The organism is Bradyrhizobium sp. DN3 (assembly GCF_041357655.1).
GTDB lineage: Bacteria > Pseudomonadota > Alphaproteobacteria > Rhizobiales > Xanthobacteraceae > Bradyrhizobium.
This window is the reverse complement of the sequence record NZ_JAULLN010000012.1, coordinates 111645-126766: the sequence shown is the minus strand read 5'-3', so window position 1 is coordinate 126766 and position 15122 is coordinate 111645. Positions and strand designations below refer to the sequence as shown.

12 protein-coding genes and 1 pseudogene are annotated in these 15122 nt (G+C 61.2%); 5 read left to right on the top strand and 8 right to left on the bottom strand.

The window, feature by feature from the left end:
* Nucleotides 1–278: 278 nt before the first annotated feature.
* The 8 genes and pseudogenes from AAE027_RS19395 to AAE027_RS19360 all read right to left on the bottom strand — a co-directional run bounded on the left by AAE027_RS19395 (nucleotide 279) and on the right by AAE027_RS19360 (nucleotide 10293).
* On the bottom strand, nucleotides 279–1475 hold the full coding sequence (locus tag AAE027_RS19395) for an acyl-CoA dehydrogenase family protein (protein ID WP_370987087.1): 1197 nt from the start codon (nucleotides 1473–1475) through the stop codon (nucleotides 279–281).
* 27 nt (nucleotides 1476–1502) lie between these two features.
* On the bottom strand, nucleotides 1503–2291 hold the full coding sequence (locus AAE027_RS19390; protein ID WP_370987088.1) for an ABC transporter ATP-binding protein: 789 nt from the start codon (nucleotides 2289–2291) through the stop codon (nucleotides 1503–1505).
* Nucleotides 2292–2356: 65 nt separating this feature from the next.
* Complete coding sequence (locus AAE027_RS19385) at nucleotides 2357–3658, bottom strand: ABC transporter substrate-binding protein (RefSeq protein WP_370987179.1); 1302 nt, start codon at nucleotides 3656–3658, stop codon at nucleotides 2357–2359.
* A 55-nt stretch (nucleotides 3659–3713) separates the two neighbouring features.
* Nucleotides 3714–4712, bottom strand: coding sequence for a branched-chain amino acid ABC transporter permease (locus tag AAE027_RS19380; protein WP_370987180.1), 999 nt, complete (start codon nucleotides 4710–4712; stop codon nucleotides 3714–3716).
* Nucleotides 4713–4762: 50 nt separating this feature from the next.
* Nucleotides 4763–5653 (bottom strand): annotated as a pseudogene (locus AAE027_RS19375) (branched-chain amino acid ABC transporter permease).
* Nucleotides 5653–6459 (bottom strand): ABC transporter ATP-binding protein, encoded by an 807-nt coding sequence (locus tag AAE027_RS19370; protein ID WP_370987089.1) that lies wholly within the window; start codon nucleotides 6457–6459, stop codon nucleotides 5653–5655. The pseudogene AAE027_RS19375 and the gene AAE027_RS19370 overlap by 1 nt, the downstream one beginning before the upstream one ends.
* Before the next feature lie 134 nt (nucleotides 6460–6593).
* Nucleotides 6594–7700, bottom strand: a complete 1107-nt coding sequence (gene sfnG, locus AAE027_RS19365; RefSeq protein WP_370987090.1) for a dimethylsulfone monooxygenase SfnG — start codon at nucleotides 7698–7700, stop codon at nucleotides 6594–6596.
* A gap of 1507 nt (nucleotides 7701–9207) precedes the next feature.
* Entirely contained in the window at nucleotides 9208–10293 is a 1086-nt protein-coding gene (locus tag AAE027_RS19360) for an LLM class flavin-dependent oxidoreductase (RefSeq protein WP_370987181.1), read from the bottom strand.
* A 335-nt stretch (nucleotides 10294–10628) separates the two neighbouring features.
* Between AAE027_RS19360 and AAE027_RS19355 the strand changes: the two genes are divergently transcribed.
* Genes AAE027_RS19355 through AAE027_RS19335 form a run of 5 tightly spaced genes read left to right on the top strand, consistent with a single transcriptional unit; the run spans nucleotide 10629 to nucleotide 15107 of the window.
* On the top strand, nucleotides 10629–11477 hold the full coding sequence (locus tag AAE027_RS19355) for an ABC transporter permease subunit (RefSeq protein ID WP_370987091.1): 849 nt from the start codon (nucleotides 10629–10631) through the stop codon (nucleotides 11475–11477).
* Nucleotides 11477–12199, top strand: coding sequence for an ABC transporter ATP-binding protein (locus tag AAE027_RS19350; protein WP_370987092.1), 723 nt, complete (start codon nucleotides 11477–11479; stop codon nucleotides 12197–12199). Before AAE027_RS19355 ends, AAE027_RS19350 begins: the two co-directional genes overlap by 1 nt.
* Before the next feature lie 15 nt (nucleotides 12200–12214).
* Nucleotides 12215–13234 (top strand): NrtA/SsuA/CpmA family ABC transporter substrate-binding protein, encoded by a 1020-nt coding sequence (locus AAE027_RS19345; RefSeq protein ID WP_370987093.1) that lies wholly within the window; start codon nucleotides 12215–12217, stop codon nucleotides 13232–13234.
* 20 nt (nucleotides 13235–13254) lie between these two features.
* Nucleotides 13255–14487 carry an acyl-CoA dehydrogenase family protein gene (locus AAE027_RS19340; RefSeq protein WP_370987094.1) on the top strand — a complete coding sequence of 411 codons (1233 nt, stop codon included), beginning with the start codon at nucleotides 13255–13257 and terminating at the stop codon, nucleotides 14485–14487.
* A 47-nt stretch (nucleotides 14488–14534) separates the two neighbouring features.
* Complete coding sequence (locus AAE027_RS19335; protein ID WP_370987095.1) at nucleotides 14535–15107, top strand: flavin reductase family protein; 573 nt, start codon at nucleotides 14535–14537, stop codon at nucleotides 15105–15107.
* Nucleotides 15108–15122 lie beyond the last annotated feature (15 nt).

The following is a 15122-nucleotide window of genomic DNA, read 5'->3' as shown; positions in this document are numbered from 1 at the left end:
ATCGCCAAGAGTAGCAGGCTGACGCCTCACCCACCATTGCCTTAGCTTAGAAAAGAAGCCGCTGCTGGACCTGTCCAGCAGCGGCTAAGTCCAAGGGAGGAAGCAGACGAGCCCGGTCTGCCAGCGGATCCGTTGCGATCGGACACGATAAGCGCCAGCACGTCGGCCAGATAGCTTCGCTGGCTATTGGTTGGCGTCCATTTCGGGTGATTCAGATATTCATTCACCGGCAACGAAACGGGATTCCATGCCGCTTGCGGGGACCCCTCGAGCAAGATCTATTCTCCCCCTTCGTAGAACAGCTCCAGAGGCAGTCCGACCAACGATTTACCAATCCAGTCGCGCGCGATCACATTCGAGGGCCCCATGGCGATTGCTGCGCGCGCGTCGCGGAAGGAACGCTCGATCGGCCCGCGGTGATAGCCGTAACCTCCCGTCACCGTCAGGGCCGCCGCGGCAACCTTGTTGGCGACCTCGGCGGCATGGACCTTGAACTCGGTCAGCGGGATCAGGATCTCGCTCTGCGGCTTGCCCGCACGCGACAGCTCATCGAGCTTCGCCGCAAGCTCGAGGCGCCAGGGTCGAAGGGTCTCCACTAGCACCTTGGCAGCGCCAAGTTCCTGCCGGATCGCTTGATAGTCCGAAAGGCTCTTGTTTCGATCCTTGTGCACGAAACTCGTGGTATGCTTGACGGCCGCGTTCAATGCGCCGCGGGCGACGCCTTCCCATATGGCACCAAGCCCGATCAGATAGACCGGCGATACGCCGTCATAGATGATCTCCTTCCCCTGACCTTCGGCACCGAGGCGATCCCGCTTCGGCACCCGCACGTTGGTGTAGCGTATTGGACCGGAGTGATTGCCGCGTACGCCAAGAGCATTCCAGGGCTTTGATTCGATGCCTTTAGATTTGCCGTCGACGATGAAGAAGACGATGTCAGTCTGGTCCTTGGCGCCTGGGGTGCGCGTCTGCACGACATAAAAATCCGCCTGACCGGAGCTCGTCGTGAAGGATTTTTCAGCATTGAGAAGATAATTGTCGCCGTCGCGTGATGCTTCCGAGAGGTTATACCACCAGTGGCCACCGGTTGCGCGTTCGCTGGTCGAATAAGTGCCAAGCAGGCCGCCATTGTTGGCTTTGAGCCAGCGCTCTTTTTGGTCATCATTGCCAAACAAATTGATCGTCTGGGCCGCGCCGACATGCATGACGTAGACGAGACCGGTCGATGCATCCGCCTGTCCAATCCGGTATGCGGCCTCCGCGAAATCAACATGACCAAGGCCAAGGCCACCAAATCGGGGCTCGTTCAGCACGCCGGTCCAGCCCGTTTCCGAGAGCGCCTTCAGACTTTCGCTGGGAAATCGGCCTTCCAGATCATTGCGATCGGCGTTAACGCCAACGGTCGTGTCAATCGCCGCATCCAGCCGCGTATAGACGTCTTGGCCGACGTTGCGTGCCAAATTCTCGTTAGCCATGGTCAGTCTCTCCAGTGTTCTTCAAAATCATGCAACGGCGTGCGCCAGCCGTTTTTCGTGGGCGTCTTTCTTGGTGGAGCCGCCGAGGTAAAGCGTTTTGATGTCGTCGCGATTGCGTAATGCGGCTGACGCGCCGGACAGCACGCCGCGGCCGTTCTCAAGCACAAGCGCGGAATCGGAAAAACGCAGCGCCACCGTCGAGTTTTGTTCGGCCACGAGGATCGCGAGGCCTTGCTCGGCATTCAGTTGCTTCAGCGCCCGGAAGATGCCTTCGACAATAAGCGGCGCGAGCCCCATCGAGGGTTCGTCGAGCACAAGGAGCCGTGGCCGCGACATCAGCGCGCGGGCGATCGCGGTCATCTGCTGCTCGCCGCCCGAGGTGAGCCCGGAAATTGACCGACGATGTTCTTTCAGGCGCGGGAAAAGGTCGTAGATTTCCTCGAGATCAGTTCGGATCACCCGAGACCTTGCGTCTCGGCCGATCCCGCCAGTGATGAGGTTCTCTTCCACTGTCAACGAGGAGAAGCAATGCCGGCCTTCAAGGACCGGAACGATCCCCGCACGGACCAATTTCGCAGGCGATGCGGCTGTAATGTCGTGGCCATCGAAGACTATGCGCCCGGCGGCCACCTGGCCCCGCCGCGCCGGCAACAGCCCAGAGATCGCCTGAAGCGTGGTCGACTTGCCGGCACCGTTTGCACCGAGCACTGCGACGATCTCGCCGCGCCGAACCGCGAAGGAGACATCGTTCACCGCATGGATGGCATGGTTGTAGGTTGCGACCAGGCCTTCGACTGAAAGCAGAACGTCACTCATATTTTGACCCATTTGGTCTGAAACCTGCGGGGGCCGACGGCGCCCGCAGGTACCAAGCCTTGGCGCTATTGGCTCACCGCATCATCGCCGGAGGTGCGGATCTTGATGCCATGCTCCTTGGCATAGGCGGTCGAGGACTTCTCGATAATCGGCCGAAGGAAGGCCCAGTCCGGCGCGATCCAGTCCGAGACGACCTTCCACTTGCTGCCATCCCATTGCTGGAACGTGACGCGGCCGTCGCCCTCATGATTGTCCCAGGTGACATTGATCGAGTGAAACAGGCCTTTTGCGCCCAGCACCTCCACCCGCGCCGGATCGAGCTGCAGATGCTCAAAACCCCAGCGGACTTCATCGCCGCTCAGGGTGCGCTTGCCGAACTTTGCTTGCGCAACCCGGATCGCTTCCACGTTGAGAATGCCGTTTACGATCCCGAGGTTGTGATAGACGCTGCCGATGCGCTTTTTATCATCGAGATTTCCCTTGTTCGCACCATAGACCGTCTTGATCACCTCCTGGAGCACGGGATACTCGGCGCCAGAGGCCTGGGTCGTAATCGCGATATAGCCCTTGGCGGCGTCGCCGGCGGGAATGACATCTTCTTCCGAATTGGACCAGACATTGCCGATGATGTGGTCGGCGGGGAAGCCAACCTTCTGCGCCGTCTTCAGCGCGACCGGATTCATCACGCCCCAGCCGCGCAGCACCACGTAATCAGGTTTGGCACGGCGGATCGAGAGCCATTGCGATTGCTGCTCGTTGCCCGGATGCGGAACCTCGATCTGCTCGAGGTCGAATCCATACTTGTCCGCCAGCAGCTTATAGATCGGGATCGTCTCTTTGCCGTAGGGCGAGCCATGATAAAGCACGACGATCTTCTTACCCTTCAGCCTGTCCGAGCCGCCTTCCTTTGCGGCAATGTAGTTTACGATGCCCGAGGTCTCGCTGTAGGGATTGAGCAGCAGCGGAAACACGTAAGGGAACACGCGGCCATCGGTGGAATCGGTTCGGCCGTGATTGATCGTGATCAGCGGCACCCTGTCCTTGGAGATTCGATCGATCATGGCATAGGCAATACCGACCGACAGGGGATTCCAGGCTGCAATCCCCGGACGGCTCTTCAACCGCTCGTAAACCTCGACGCCGCGCTCGACCTCATACTGGGTCTCGCCTTCATCCCAGGTCAGTTTGACGCCATTGACCCCACCATCGCGGATGTTGATCAGGTTGAGATAATCAATGAATCCCCCGAAAAACCCCGTGCCGCCGGCCGCATAGGGTCCCACGCGGTAGCTTTGCAGCGGAAAGAACTGCTCATCGGCTTGCGCGGTGAGCGTAGAGGCAAGGCCCACGGCGAGCGCTACCGCCATTGTCACCTTCAAACGCCCGAAGATATTCATCGTAAGCTCCTTTGAGTTGAACAGATCAAGTTGGGAGTGCCGGGCGCTTGGCGCGTCGGGCTGCGGACCAGGCGCGGTCGCAGAGGGCGACCAGGCCGCGCGGCTCTGCAATCAGAAAGGCGATGATGAGCACACCGATAGCGATACGCTGGCTCATCTCGAGCACGCCGGAATCGAACAGGTTACCGAGCAGGGCGGCGCCTATCCGTGACAACAAGAGCGGGAAGACGACGATGAACGCCGCGCCAATGAAAGAGCCGCGCAGCGACCCGAGCCCGCCGATGATGATGATGAACAGGATCTGGAACGAGCGGTCGAGATTGAAGCCAGCCGGTTCGACCGTGCGCAGATAGGCAAAGGCCCAGAGCACACCGGCGATGCCGATGAGGGAGGACGAGAACCCAAAAGCGAGCAGCTTGGTGCGCAGCAGCGGTACACCTATGACCTTTGCCGCGACCTCGTGATCGCGCACCGCGACGAAGTTGCGACCGGTTTGAGAGCGCAACAACCGCAGTGTCAACAAGGCCAGAATGATTACGATCGAAAGCGTGAAGACGTAACGTTCTGCTGGACTTGCGAAGGAGACGCCGGCAATGCTGATAACCGGCGCATCGATCACGCCGGACGGATTGTCGTTGGAGAACCAACCGAACTTGGTGAGCGCCCATTGGATCATGAATTGGGCGGCGAGCGTTGACACGGCCAGATAGAATCCCCGCAGCCGCAAACTCGGCAGCCCAAACACGATGCCGGTAGCGGCGGCGATACCGCCGGCCAGCACGACATCCAATAGCAATGGCAGCGCTGGCGCGCGAAGGTGAAGATTGTATGCTGCGTAAGCGCCCACCGCGAGGAAGGCGGCCGAGCCGAGAGAGACCTGCCCGGCATATCCGGTGAGGACGTTCAGCCCGACGGCTGCGAGCGCAAGCGCCAGGAATGGCGTCAGTACGGCGTCAAACAGATAGTCCGATCCGGCGAGCGGAACGATGCCGTAGGCCAGAACGATCGCCAAGCCGATCCACAGCGTCTCGGCAGTCGGCCAGCTCGATTTACGAGATGCGAGTCCGGCCACGGTTACACCCTCTCCACCAGCTTCTGCCCGAACAGGCCTGACGGTCGGATCAGTAGGAGTACGAGTGCCACGACATAGGCTGCCCAGGCCTCGATACCGCCCCCGAAGAATGGTCCAACATAGACCTCCGCCAGCTTTTCGATCGCACCGACCAGAAGACCGCCGACGATCGCACCTGCAATCGAATCAAAGCCACCGAGGACCAGCACCGGCAGCGCTTTCAACACAACGAGCGACAGCGAGAATTGCACGCCGAGCCGTGCCCCCCACAAGAGCCCGCCGACCAGGGCGACGATGCCAGCCGCGGTCCAGACCGCGGCCCAAACCCAGGGCAGCCGCAGGCCCACTGCGAGCGCGGCAAACTGGTCGTCGGCTACGGCACGAAACGAGAGCCCGGTGCGCGTGTAGCGGAAGAACAGGGCAAATAGCGCGACCAGGCTGCCGGCGATCGCGGCCGCGAACAGATCGAACTGGCTGATCAGCACGCCTGCGACTTCAAAGGGGGTATCGCTGACCCCGATCTCGAGACCATGTACCTGCGTGCCCCACAGGAGCTGGGCTGCGCCCTCGATGACGTAGGAGAGCCCGAGGGTGGCCATGAACAAGGTGATCGGCGGCTGGTTCACGAGCGGCCGCAGCACCGTGCGTTCAACTGCAATGCCGAGCGCAACCATGATCGCAAGGCTAGCGAGAAGCGCCAGAGGAAATGACGCACCGCGCTCGACCAGACTGACGAAGGTCAGCGCCGCAAACAGCAGCATCGCGCCTTGCGCGAAATTGAGCACGCCCGAGGTCTTTTAGATCAGCACAAAGCCGATGGCGACCAGTGAGTACATCACCCCCGACAGTAGCCCGCCGATCAAGACCTCGATCAGAAATTGATAGTCGAACATCAGACCGCAAGCTCCGTCTCGTCCTCATGGGCAACGCCGAGATAGGCATCGATTACTGCGGGATTGGCACGCACCTCGTCGGGCGGGCCGTCTGCGATTTTTCGACCGTAATCCAGCACAGCCACGCAATCGGACAGGTCCATCACCACTCCGATGTCATGCTCGATCAGAACGATGGTGGCGCCAAAGCTGTCGCGGACGTTGCGCACATGCTGCGCCAGCTCCTGCTTGTCGGTGAGGGTTACGCCGGCAAACGGCTCGTCCAGCAGCAGAAGCTTTGGCCGGGCCACCAGCGCGCGCGCCAGCTCGATTCGCTTTTGCACGCCATAAGGCAGCGTTCCCGCAATGCGATCATGAACCTGCTCAAGATGCAGGAAGCTAATGACGTCTTCCGCAGCTGCACGATTCTCCGCCTCGATCCGCCGCGCCGACGGCGAGCCGACGATCTGGCGCAGGAATCCGGCGCGCACGCGATGCGCAAGCCCCATCAGCACGTTATCGAAGACGGAAAGACCCTTGAACAGCGCCAGGTTCTGAAACGTCCGCGCCACGCCAAGGGCAGCAAGCCGCGACGTTGGCACTTCAGAAAACGAACGCTCGCCGAGCCTGACCTCGCCCCGGTCAGGCCGGTAGAGCCCACTGACAACATTGAGCAGGGAGCTCTTTCCCGCGCCGTTTGGTCCAATAATGGCCCGGATCTCACCTTGGGCGACCTGCAAATCGACATTACGCAACGCTGCGACACCGCCAAATGCCAGCGAGACATTGGTGAGACCAAGGACCGGAGATGCGAGCGTTGCGGCCACATGCTCCGTACGGCGCTCTACCCCAGCACACCGTGCGCCAGCCGGCGCATGGACATGTCCGTCTGGAGGCGCTTCCTCCAGACGAAGCGCACCCGCTCCTGTCCCAATTCTAGACACCGGCTTCTCCGTAACGGCTATTCAGCGGCCTGCACGCGCAAGGGAGCCCTCGCCTCAAGCTCACGGACCAGCGGGATCACATGCTTGCCGAAAGATTCGACCTCTTCTTGAAAGTGGAGGAAGCCGAGCAAGATCAGGTCGGCGCCGGCCTGTTTGAGCTCGATGATCCGTTCGGCAACCTGTTGCGGGGTACCGATGAGATTCGAGCGGAAGCCATCATTGTACTGAACGAGATCTTGGAAGGTGGACTTGGCCCAATTGCCCTCGCGCTCGGGACTTGCATTCCCGGCATTCTGGACCTCATGATGGAAGCCGCGCACCGCATCCGGGATCGCCTTGTCGATGACCTCTTGCAGGACATCCTTGGCTTCCTTCTCAGTTTTCCGGACGATGCCGAAAGCATTGATGCCGATCTTGGTGCGAAAGCTCTTCCCGAAAGCCTTTTCCTTTGTCCGGATGTCTTCGACCTGCGTTTTGAGGCCATCTGGCGTATTGCCATTGGTGAAATACCAGTCGGACACGCGAGCGGCCATATCGCGGGCTGCGCGCGAGGAGCCGCCCTGGAAGATTTCCGGCAGCGGATCCAGCGGCTTTGGTTTCAAGGAATAGTCGTTGAACCGATAGAAATCGCCCTTGAGCGTGAAGTTCTCCTCAGTCCAGATCCCGCGAAGCGCGCTGATGAACTCCTCCGAGCGGCGATAACGCTCGTCATGATCGAGCCAGGGTTCGCCAATCGCATGGAATTCTCCGCGGAACCAACCCGAGACGATGTTGACGGCAACGCGCGCGTTGGTGAGCTGGCTGATCGTTGCAATCTGCTTTGCGGCCAGTGCCGGATTCCATGGACCGGGAAGGAGAGCGGCGATAACCTTGAGCTTCTCGGTCGCCGCCAGCAGCGCGTGTGAGAAAGCGACCGATTCATGCTGCTTGTCAGCCCCGTAACCTGCCGTGAAGCGGATCTGCGATAGGGCATACTCGAAACCTGACTTCTCCGCGATCTGGGCGAGCTTGCGGTTATAATCGATGTCCCAGCTTGTGCGCTGCTCGATCGAAGAAATCACAAGGCCGCCGGATACGTTCGGAACCCAGTAGGCAAATTTGATCGGATCGTTGTTGACGGTCATCGTGTAGGTCCCTCGACAGTTGTGTGTGCGGAAGAGAGGTGCGAGAAGTCAGACAGCATCGTGCAATCGCGTTGCTCGCGACGAGCACGCATTCACGTTTCTGAGCACTATTGGAGTTGGGAGAGTTGCAGCGATCTCAGGCGCAATCAGTGCCGCGCATCTAGCCCGCGTCAGCACAACGACACGGACAGGTCACCGACAAGTGCTGCGCCCTGGTATCACCCACCTTGCCGCAGTTGTCGTTGCGCATCACAATCTTCCTCGATCGGCATCATTGCCCTGATGATCAATCCTCTCAGAGAATTTTCGGATGCGCGAGTCCAATACCGACTATTTTTCATCGGGTGGAGATAATCTCCATTATCAAATTTCTCATCGGACGCGTCTTTCTTACTTTACGCGAAGTACATCGTCATGTGTGATCCGACGATCTCGTGTAGCTTAATGGCTTCGCTACCGATTGCACGTCGGTTGCATCTTTTGTCGAGTTCATTGCCTTACTTGCGCGCCGCGGCCGCGGCCTAGCATTGTCGAGCCAACATGCTGCTCATTGCGGTAAACCGGTCACCGTCCAGGCGACCTGTCGTCGATTACCTCGAGTAAATACAACATGCCATTCGAGCAGTATCCGCTTTGCGGCTTCGGCAACGGGGCTCAAGTGCGTGTCAATAACCCAACCGGCGGCATTTTTGGCCCTGGACTCAACTACGGCGCGGTACTGGTCGATAGTAGCGCTATCATCAATCAATTCGACAAGGTGTATGGTCGGCGCCCCGGGGGCTGGCCCAGACCGGCGCGCTGTATTGAAGGTGAGTGCGCTCATGATGGATGCGTGCGAAACGGCCCCCCAATCCGCCTACGATCGCAACCACGATCGTCCAGAAACGCGGCCCAAGCCGTGGACCGAGGATTTCATCGCCAGACGTCAAATACCGCTAGTTACGATTGATACGATGATCGCGCCACGTTCTCATCACTTGCTGCTGCAACGTCTCAACAGGACGATGTCGCCCGCATTCGTGGTGGAACGGCTTGCGCGTGACCTTGGCATTGACATGGGCGCGCGGACGCCATGTCTTCGTCAATTGACGATGCGGTTTGCTGCGTTGACCGTCGCACATTGGGCTGCCAGGCTCCACGTTTGCCAATAGAGAATTTTTTGAGCGTGCGCTTCGCGCCTCGATACTCCTGTAGAGACCGGGAGGGCATGGTCTGATCGGAAATCATCTGTCCGAGCGAGGGCAGTTCGGCTCGATGAGCCGATCATCATCCTGCCAGCACGCCATCTTGCTACGATCGGGTTCACGGCTGGCGCGGCTGATCGATTCAGCTCGTGCCCAATGTGCTGCCGTCTGGCCAGAAACGTTGGACGAAACCGTCGGTGCCGATCCGGCCACGGCGCCGCCTATTGCGGACCGAGTATGGCGGCTCGACCCTGCGCGATCATTTTGGTCTCACAAGGCCGCCGAGCCGGTTTGTCCCAGTCCGGACCAGCCGCGGCGTCGGCCTAGGATCCCGCCGCCGGCTCGAGCGCCCGCGCGGTTTGTGCCTGTCGCACCCGAGGGATGACCTCCAGAGCAAAACGCCGCATCTCTGCCTCGAACGGCTGGAATTGCAGCATGAACAATTCGATGCCGGCGGCGTGGAAGTCGCGGATGCGCGCCGCCACCTCGTCATAGCTGCCGACGAGACCGGCGGCCGTTCCACCATTGGTGCCGACACGCGGCGTCTTCTGCATCGTCTGCATCATCACGACCTTCGGATCGGTATTTTGGCGTTGAATCGCCTTCATCGGCGCATCCTTTGCCGAAAGGGCCAACAGGCGTTGGTGTTCGGCACAAGCCTGCTCGTTGCTCTCGCGGGCCACGACGAAGGCGGAAAGCCCGAACCGAAGAGGCGGCGCGGCGGCTCGCGGACGTGCCGCAACATTAGCAATGAGCTCGGCGACATCAACCAGCGGCTGCCCATTGATGAACCAGACATCACCATGATCGGCGACCAGTGCGCGGGCGGGTTCGGACTCGCCTCCGACGTAGATGGTCGGCCGCTGTCGGTAGAGGCTCGTCGGCCGCAGCACATAGTCGCGAACGTCAAAGTGCCTGCCCTTGTAGGTCAGCCGCTCTCCATCCATCAGACGGGACACCACCGAGATCCATTCACGACCATAGGCGTAGCGCTCGTCATGCTCGGCAAAGCCGATTCCCGCCTTCTCGAGCTCGGGACGGTTCCAAGCATTGACCAGATTGAGTGCAAAGCGGCCACGGCTGATGTTCTCGATCCCGAGCGCCATTTTGGCCAGCACGACGGGATGATAGAGATAAGGCTTGATGGCCGCGATGACCTCGATGCGTTTCGTCAATGCCGCGATCGCAGCCGCGGCACTCCAGGCCTCGAGTTGATCGAAATCCTCGATATGCGGATTGATCGTGTGCTGCGCGATTAAGGTCGAGTCATAGCCAAGCTCTTCCGCGCCGAGCACGAGATCGCGATTGCGTTCCCATGACGCGTTATAGGGCTCATCGGGATCCTGGTACGCGCCACGTGATCCGTGCACGACCGCCCAGATACCAAAGCGCGGAGACGTTGCTGTCATGGGACCCTCTCCTCGTAGAGCTCGCGCCTTATCGGACGAACGCTGGCCGTTTTGACCGACGCGTGCTTCGAGTTCAAGCACATCCACATCAAAAGATATTCTTTGCCGCCCGAGCATACTTGGAGAAATCAGAAAACTCCGGAACGAATGACAATTGAAATACCGCTCTATTTCTGTTCGCCGAAAATCGTGGGACTGTTTTGCGCGCGTAACAAAGATTGCTGTAGCGGCAACGCAGCGAGCGATGGCTCCTGTCGGTTTCCTGCGCAGCATGATTGGTGCGCGTTTCGTGTGCTCCCTGACACGCGACACAATGCAATAGGAACCGAGCACCCTTGAGCAATACCGAGCAAACTCTCGCAGTGACCGAATTCGATCAGGGGAAGACGGCCGCCTCACAGCACACACCAGCTCCGCTGGGCAAGCGAAGCCTGCTGGTGATCTCCTGGCTCGCGCCGGCGGCGCTCGTGGTCACTTGGGAATTGCTGGCGAGAGCCGGATGGATTTCGCCGCAAGTGCTGCCCGCACCGAGCAAGGTCCTGGCCACCGCTATCAAGCTGGCTACGACTGATAGCCTGCTAAACGATCTCGGCGTGAGCCTGCTGCGCGCGGCAAGTGGATTTGCGATCGGCGCCAGCTTCGGCTTTGCCCTTGGCACCCTCGTGGGTTTCTCGCGCATCGCGGAGGCCGCTATCGACCGTAGTGTCCAAATGATCCGCGCCATTCCCTTCCTTGCGGTTCTCCCGCTCGTAATCGTCTGGCTTGGCGTCGGTGAAGCCGAGAAGATCTTCCTGGTCGCGCTCGGCGTCACTTTTCCGATCTATATCAACACCACCCTCGGGATCAGGCAGATCGACCCCAAGCTGATTGAGCTCGGACGGGTCCAAGGGCTCAGCCGGCTCGAGTTGATCCGGCGCATTATCCTTCCCGGCGCCCTACCGTCCGTCCTCACTGGCGTGCGTTATGCACTGGCGACCGCCTGGCTCGCGCTCGTCGTGGCCGAGACCATCGGGGCTCAATCGGGCATCGGCTTCCTCGCCATGGATGCGCGGGAATTCCTTCGCACCGATGTCATCGTTCTGACCATCGCGATCTACGCCTTGATCGGTGTTGCCGCGGACGCCATCGCTCGCTTCCTCGAACGGCGTCTGCTGGCCTGGCATCCCAATTACGGAGCCGCGTGATGAACGTTCGCGTGGCACCTTCTTCCCCGAGCACCGCAAGTGTGGGTCCGGCCGTGGTCGTGAGCAATCTGACACGGGCCTATGGCCAGCGCATTGTGATCGAGAAGCTCAACCTGAGGATCGAGCGCGGCGAATTCGTCGCGCTGCTCGGCGAGAGCGGTTGCGGCAAGACCACGCTCTTGCGCACGCTCGCCGGCCTCGATCCGATCCAGGGCGGAAGGATCACCGCGCCGCGCCGGCCCGCAGTGGTGTTCCAGGAGCACCGCCTGCTGCCCTGGGACAATCTGTGGCGTAACGTCTCGCTCGGGCTGCATCTGCCGGATGCCCGCAAACGCGCCGCCGAGGCGCTGGCCGAGGTCGGGCTCGGCGACCGGCTCGACGACTGGCCGCGCAACCTCTCCGGCGGACAGGCCCAGCGCGTGGCGTTGGCGCGTGCCCTGGTGCAGGAGCCGGAATTATTGTTGCTCGACGAGCCCTTTGCAGCGCTCGACGCCCTGACGCGCATCCGCATGCACGCGCTCGTTCGCGAGCTGGTTGCCAATCACCGCCCCGGCGTTCTGCTCGTCACCCACGACGTGGACGAGGCGATCGGGCTTGCCGATCGCATCCTGGTGATGCGGGGTGGCGCGATCGCCTTTGAGCATCTCGGTTCCGATGCCGCCTCTATTTCGCGAGCAGAGCTCCTGACAGAGCTCGGCGTGACCTTCAAACCCGTTAATTAAGTCCGAAAGGCCTCCATGTCTGACTTCTCATCCGCCAGACCATCCCGCCGCGGCTTGCTCGGCACAGCTGGATTCGGCATTGGTGCGCTCGCCGGCATGACGCTTGGCGACTCCGCTTTTGGCAGGTCTGCCTGGGGTGCAACCGGACGCACCACAGATACAGTCCGCCTGACGTGGGGCCTGAGCGGTCTCAATCTTATCGCGAAGGAGCGCGGCGAGCTCGAGAAGCAACTTGCCAAGGACGGCATCAAGGTGGAGTGGCTGGGCCCGTTCCCCAACCATGCGCCGACCCTGCAGGCGGTCACCGGCGGCAGCGCCGATTTCAGCTTCGGCGGCAGCACCACACCGGCGCTGGCCGCGATCATCGCCGGCTCGCCGCTAGTCTTCACGCAATTCGTCGTCTACGAGCCCCGCACCACGGCGATCATCGCCAAGGACGGCTCTGGCATCGACAGGATCGAGGACCTCGTCGGCAAGTCAGTGGCGGTCAATCGTTCAGGCCTCGGCGAGTTCCTGCTGGTCGCAGCGCTGGAGAAGCACAAGGTCGACCGCTCCGCGGTAAAGTTCGTCTATCTCAATCCGCCAGATGCGGCGCCGGCACTCGCCTCCGGCAAGGTCGACGCCTGGTCGAAGTGGAGCCCGGGCGTCGATATCGCCCGGCTCGAATACAAGGCCCACGACATCTTCCTGGAAGGCCGCGATCTCGATTTCCAGATCGACTACACCTCATATCTGACCACCCGCAAATTCGCGACCGACAATCCCGCGCTGGTGCGCGCCGTGAACGATGCGTTCCGCGCCGAAGGCAAATGGATCTCCGAGAACGCGAAGGAGGCCGAGTACATCGCGCAGAAGGCCGGCAAGTACAGCGATGAGGTCCGCGACCAGTTCATCGCGCTGAAGCGCCAGTACCGGTACTTCGCGGTCAACGACGAGCAGTTCGTCAGCGAGCTGCAAAAGGCCGCCGACTGGCTCGTCGCCCGCAAGGTTTTGCCCGAGCCCGTCAAGGTGACCGATCATCTGGCGCAGCTCTAAGGCAAGAATAGGCAAGACCAATGAACAGACCCGTGACCAGCCCCTCGCTGTCTGCCTCGCAGCCGCTCAAGACCGAGCCTCCGGAACTGGAGGCGCTGCTCGAGCAGATCGCCGAGGGCGCGAGTGCGCGGGAACGCGACCGTGTTCTTCCGTTCGACGCTATTGACCTCATCCGGCGCGCGCGCCTCGGCGCATTGCGGTTGCCTGTCGCCGCTGGCGGCGCCGGCAGCTCGATCCGCGATCTCTTCGCCGTCGTCATTCGCCTCGGCGAGGCCGACGCCAATGTGGCGCATATTCTGCGCAACCATTTCAGCGTGGTCGAGCGGCTGGTACGCAAGCCCAGGGACGATCAGAGCCGAGACTGGCAGAGGGCCGTCGCTGGGGGCGCGATCATCGGGCTTGCCACGACCGAGCTTGAGAGCCCTCGCGTCGGCAATGTCACTCCAGGCACCACATTCACGCCTGACGGCAATGGCGACTACCTGCTGAACGGCACCAAATATTACAGCACCGGGACTCTGTATTCCGACTACGTCCTGGTCCGCGCCGCCGATCCGTCCGGCACGAGCGGGGCCGCGATCCTCCCAGTCAAGCGCGACGGTATCGAGCTGGTCGACGATTGGGACGGGCTCGGCCAGCGCCTGACGGCGACCGGCACGACGCACTTCCGCAACGTGAAGGTTAAGCGCCAGGAGATCGTGTTCGACGCGCCGGATGTTGGTTATGGCATCCCTTACTCCAACACGTTCGCGCAGCTCTTCCTGACCGCGATCGTTGCCGGTATCGCGCGCGCGACGCTACGCGATGCTACGGCGCTGGTACGCTCGCGCAAGCGGACGTTCTACTACGCACCGAATGAGGTCCCGACCGACGATCCCCTGCTTCAACAGACCGTCGGCCAGATCGCCAGCGGCGCGTTCGCCGCCGAGACCGTGGTGCTGGCGGCCGCCGAGGCGCTGGATGTCGCGACCAATGCCTTCGACACCGGTGCAGCAAATGCAGCGGAAGCCGCCCACACTGCCGCGCTGCTCTCGGCCAAGGCCAAGTTTATTGCGGACGATTTCGCCATCCGCGGCGGCAGCCTGCTGTTCGACGTCGGCGGCGCATCGGCGACCAAGAAGGTCACCAATTTCGACCGCCACTGGCGCAACGCACGGACGCTGTCGTCGCACAATCCAACGACTTACAAGGCGCGATCGATCGGCCAATACGAACTCAACGGCACGCCGTTGCCGGCGAAGGGCTTCTTTTAGCCAGGGAGATGCCGGCATTCGACGGTCCGACACAAGGAGAGACAAACATGGGAAAATCGGACATTCACCTCGTCACTGATAGCAACGAGATCGAACACCAGTTCCGAGCGGTGATGCGCCGCCTGGCCGGCGGCGTGAGCATCATCACGGCTGGGCGCGACCAAGACATCACGGGCATGACTGTCACGTCGCTGGCATCGCTGAGTGCGAGCCCGCCGCGCCTGCTCGTCAGCGTCAACCGGCAGGCATCGTCCTTCGCGTTGATCGAGCGCTTCGGCGTGTTCGGCGTCAACATCCTCGGCTCCGACCAGGAGGCGCTAGCGGATCGATTCAGCAACGGCCGGCTCAAGGGCCCGCAGCGCTTCGAGGAGGTTCCGTGGTCTGCCGGGACCTCCGGCGTGCCGCTGCTCGGAAACTCGCTCGCGACTGTCGAATGCCGGGTCGAAGAGATTATCGAGCGCTACTCGCACGGGATCATCGTAGGAAGCCTCTTGAGTTTCGACCTGTCGCCCCAGCTCTCCGGACTGGTCTACTGGAACGGCCAGTACATCGAGATCAAGCACGAAGTCGACCTCGATCTGCTCGCCGAAATCAGCATTCCCCTGGCGCACGTCAGGTAACATCATCGTCCGACT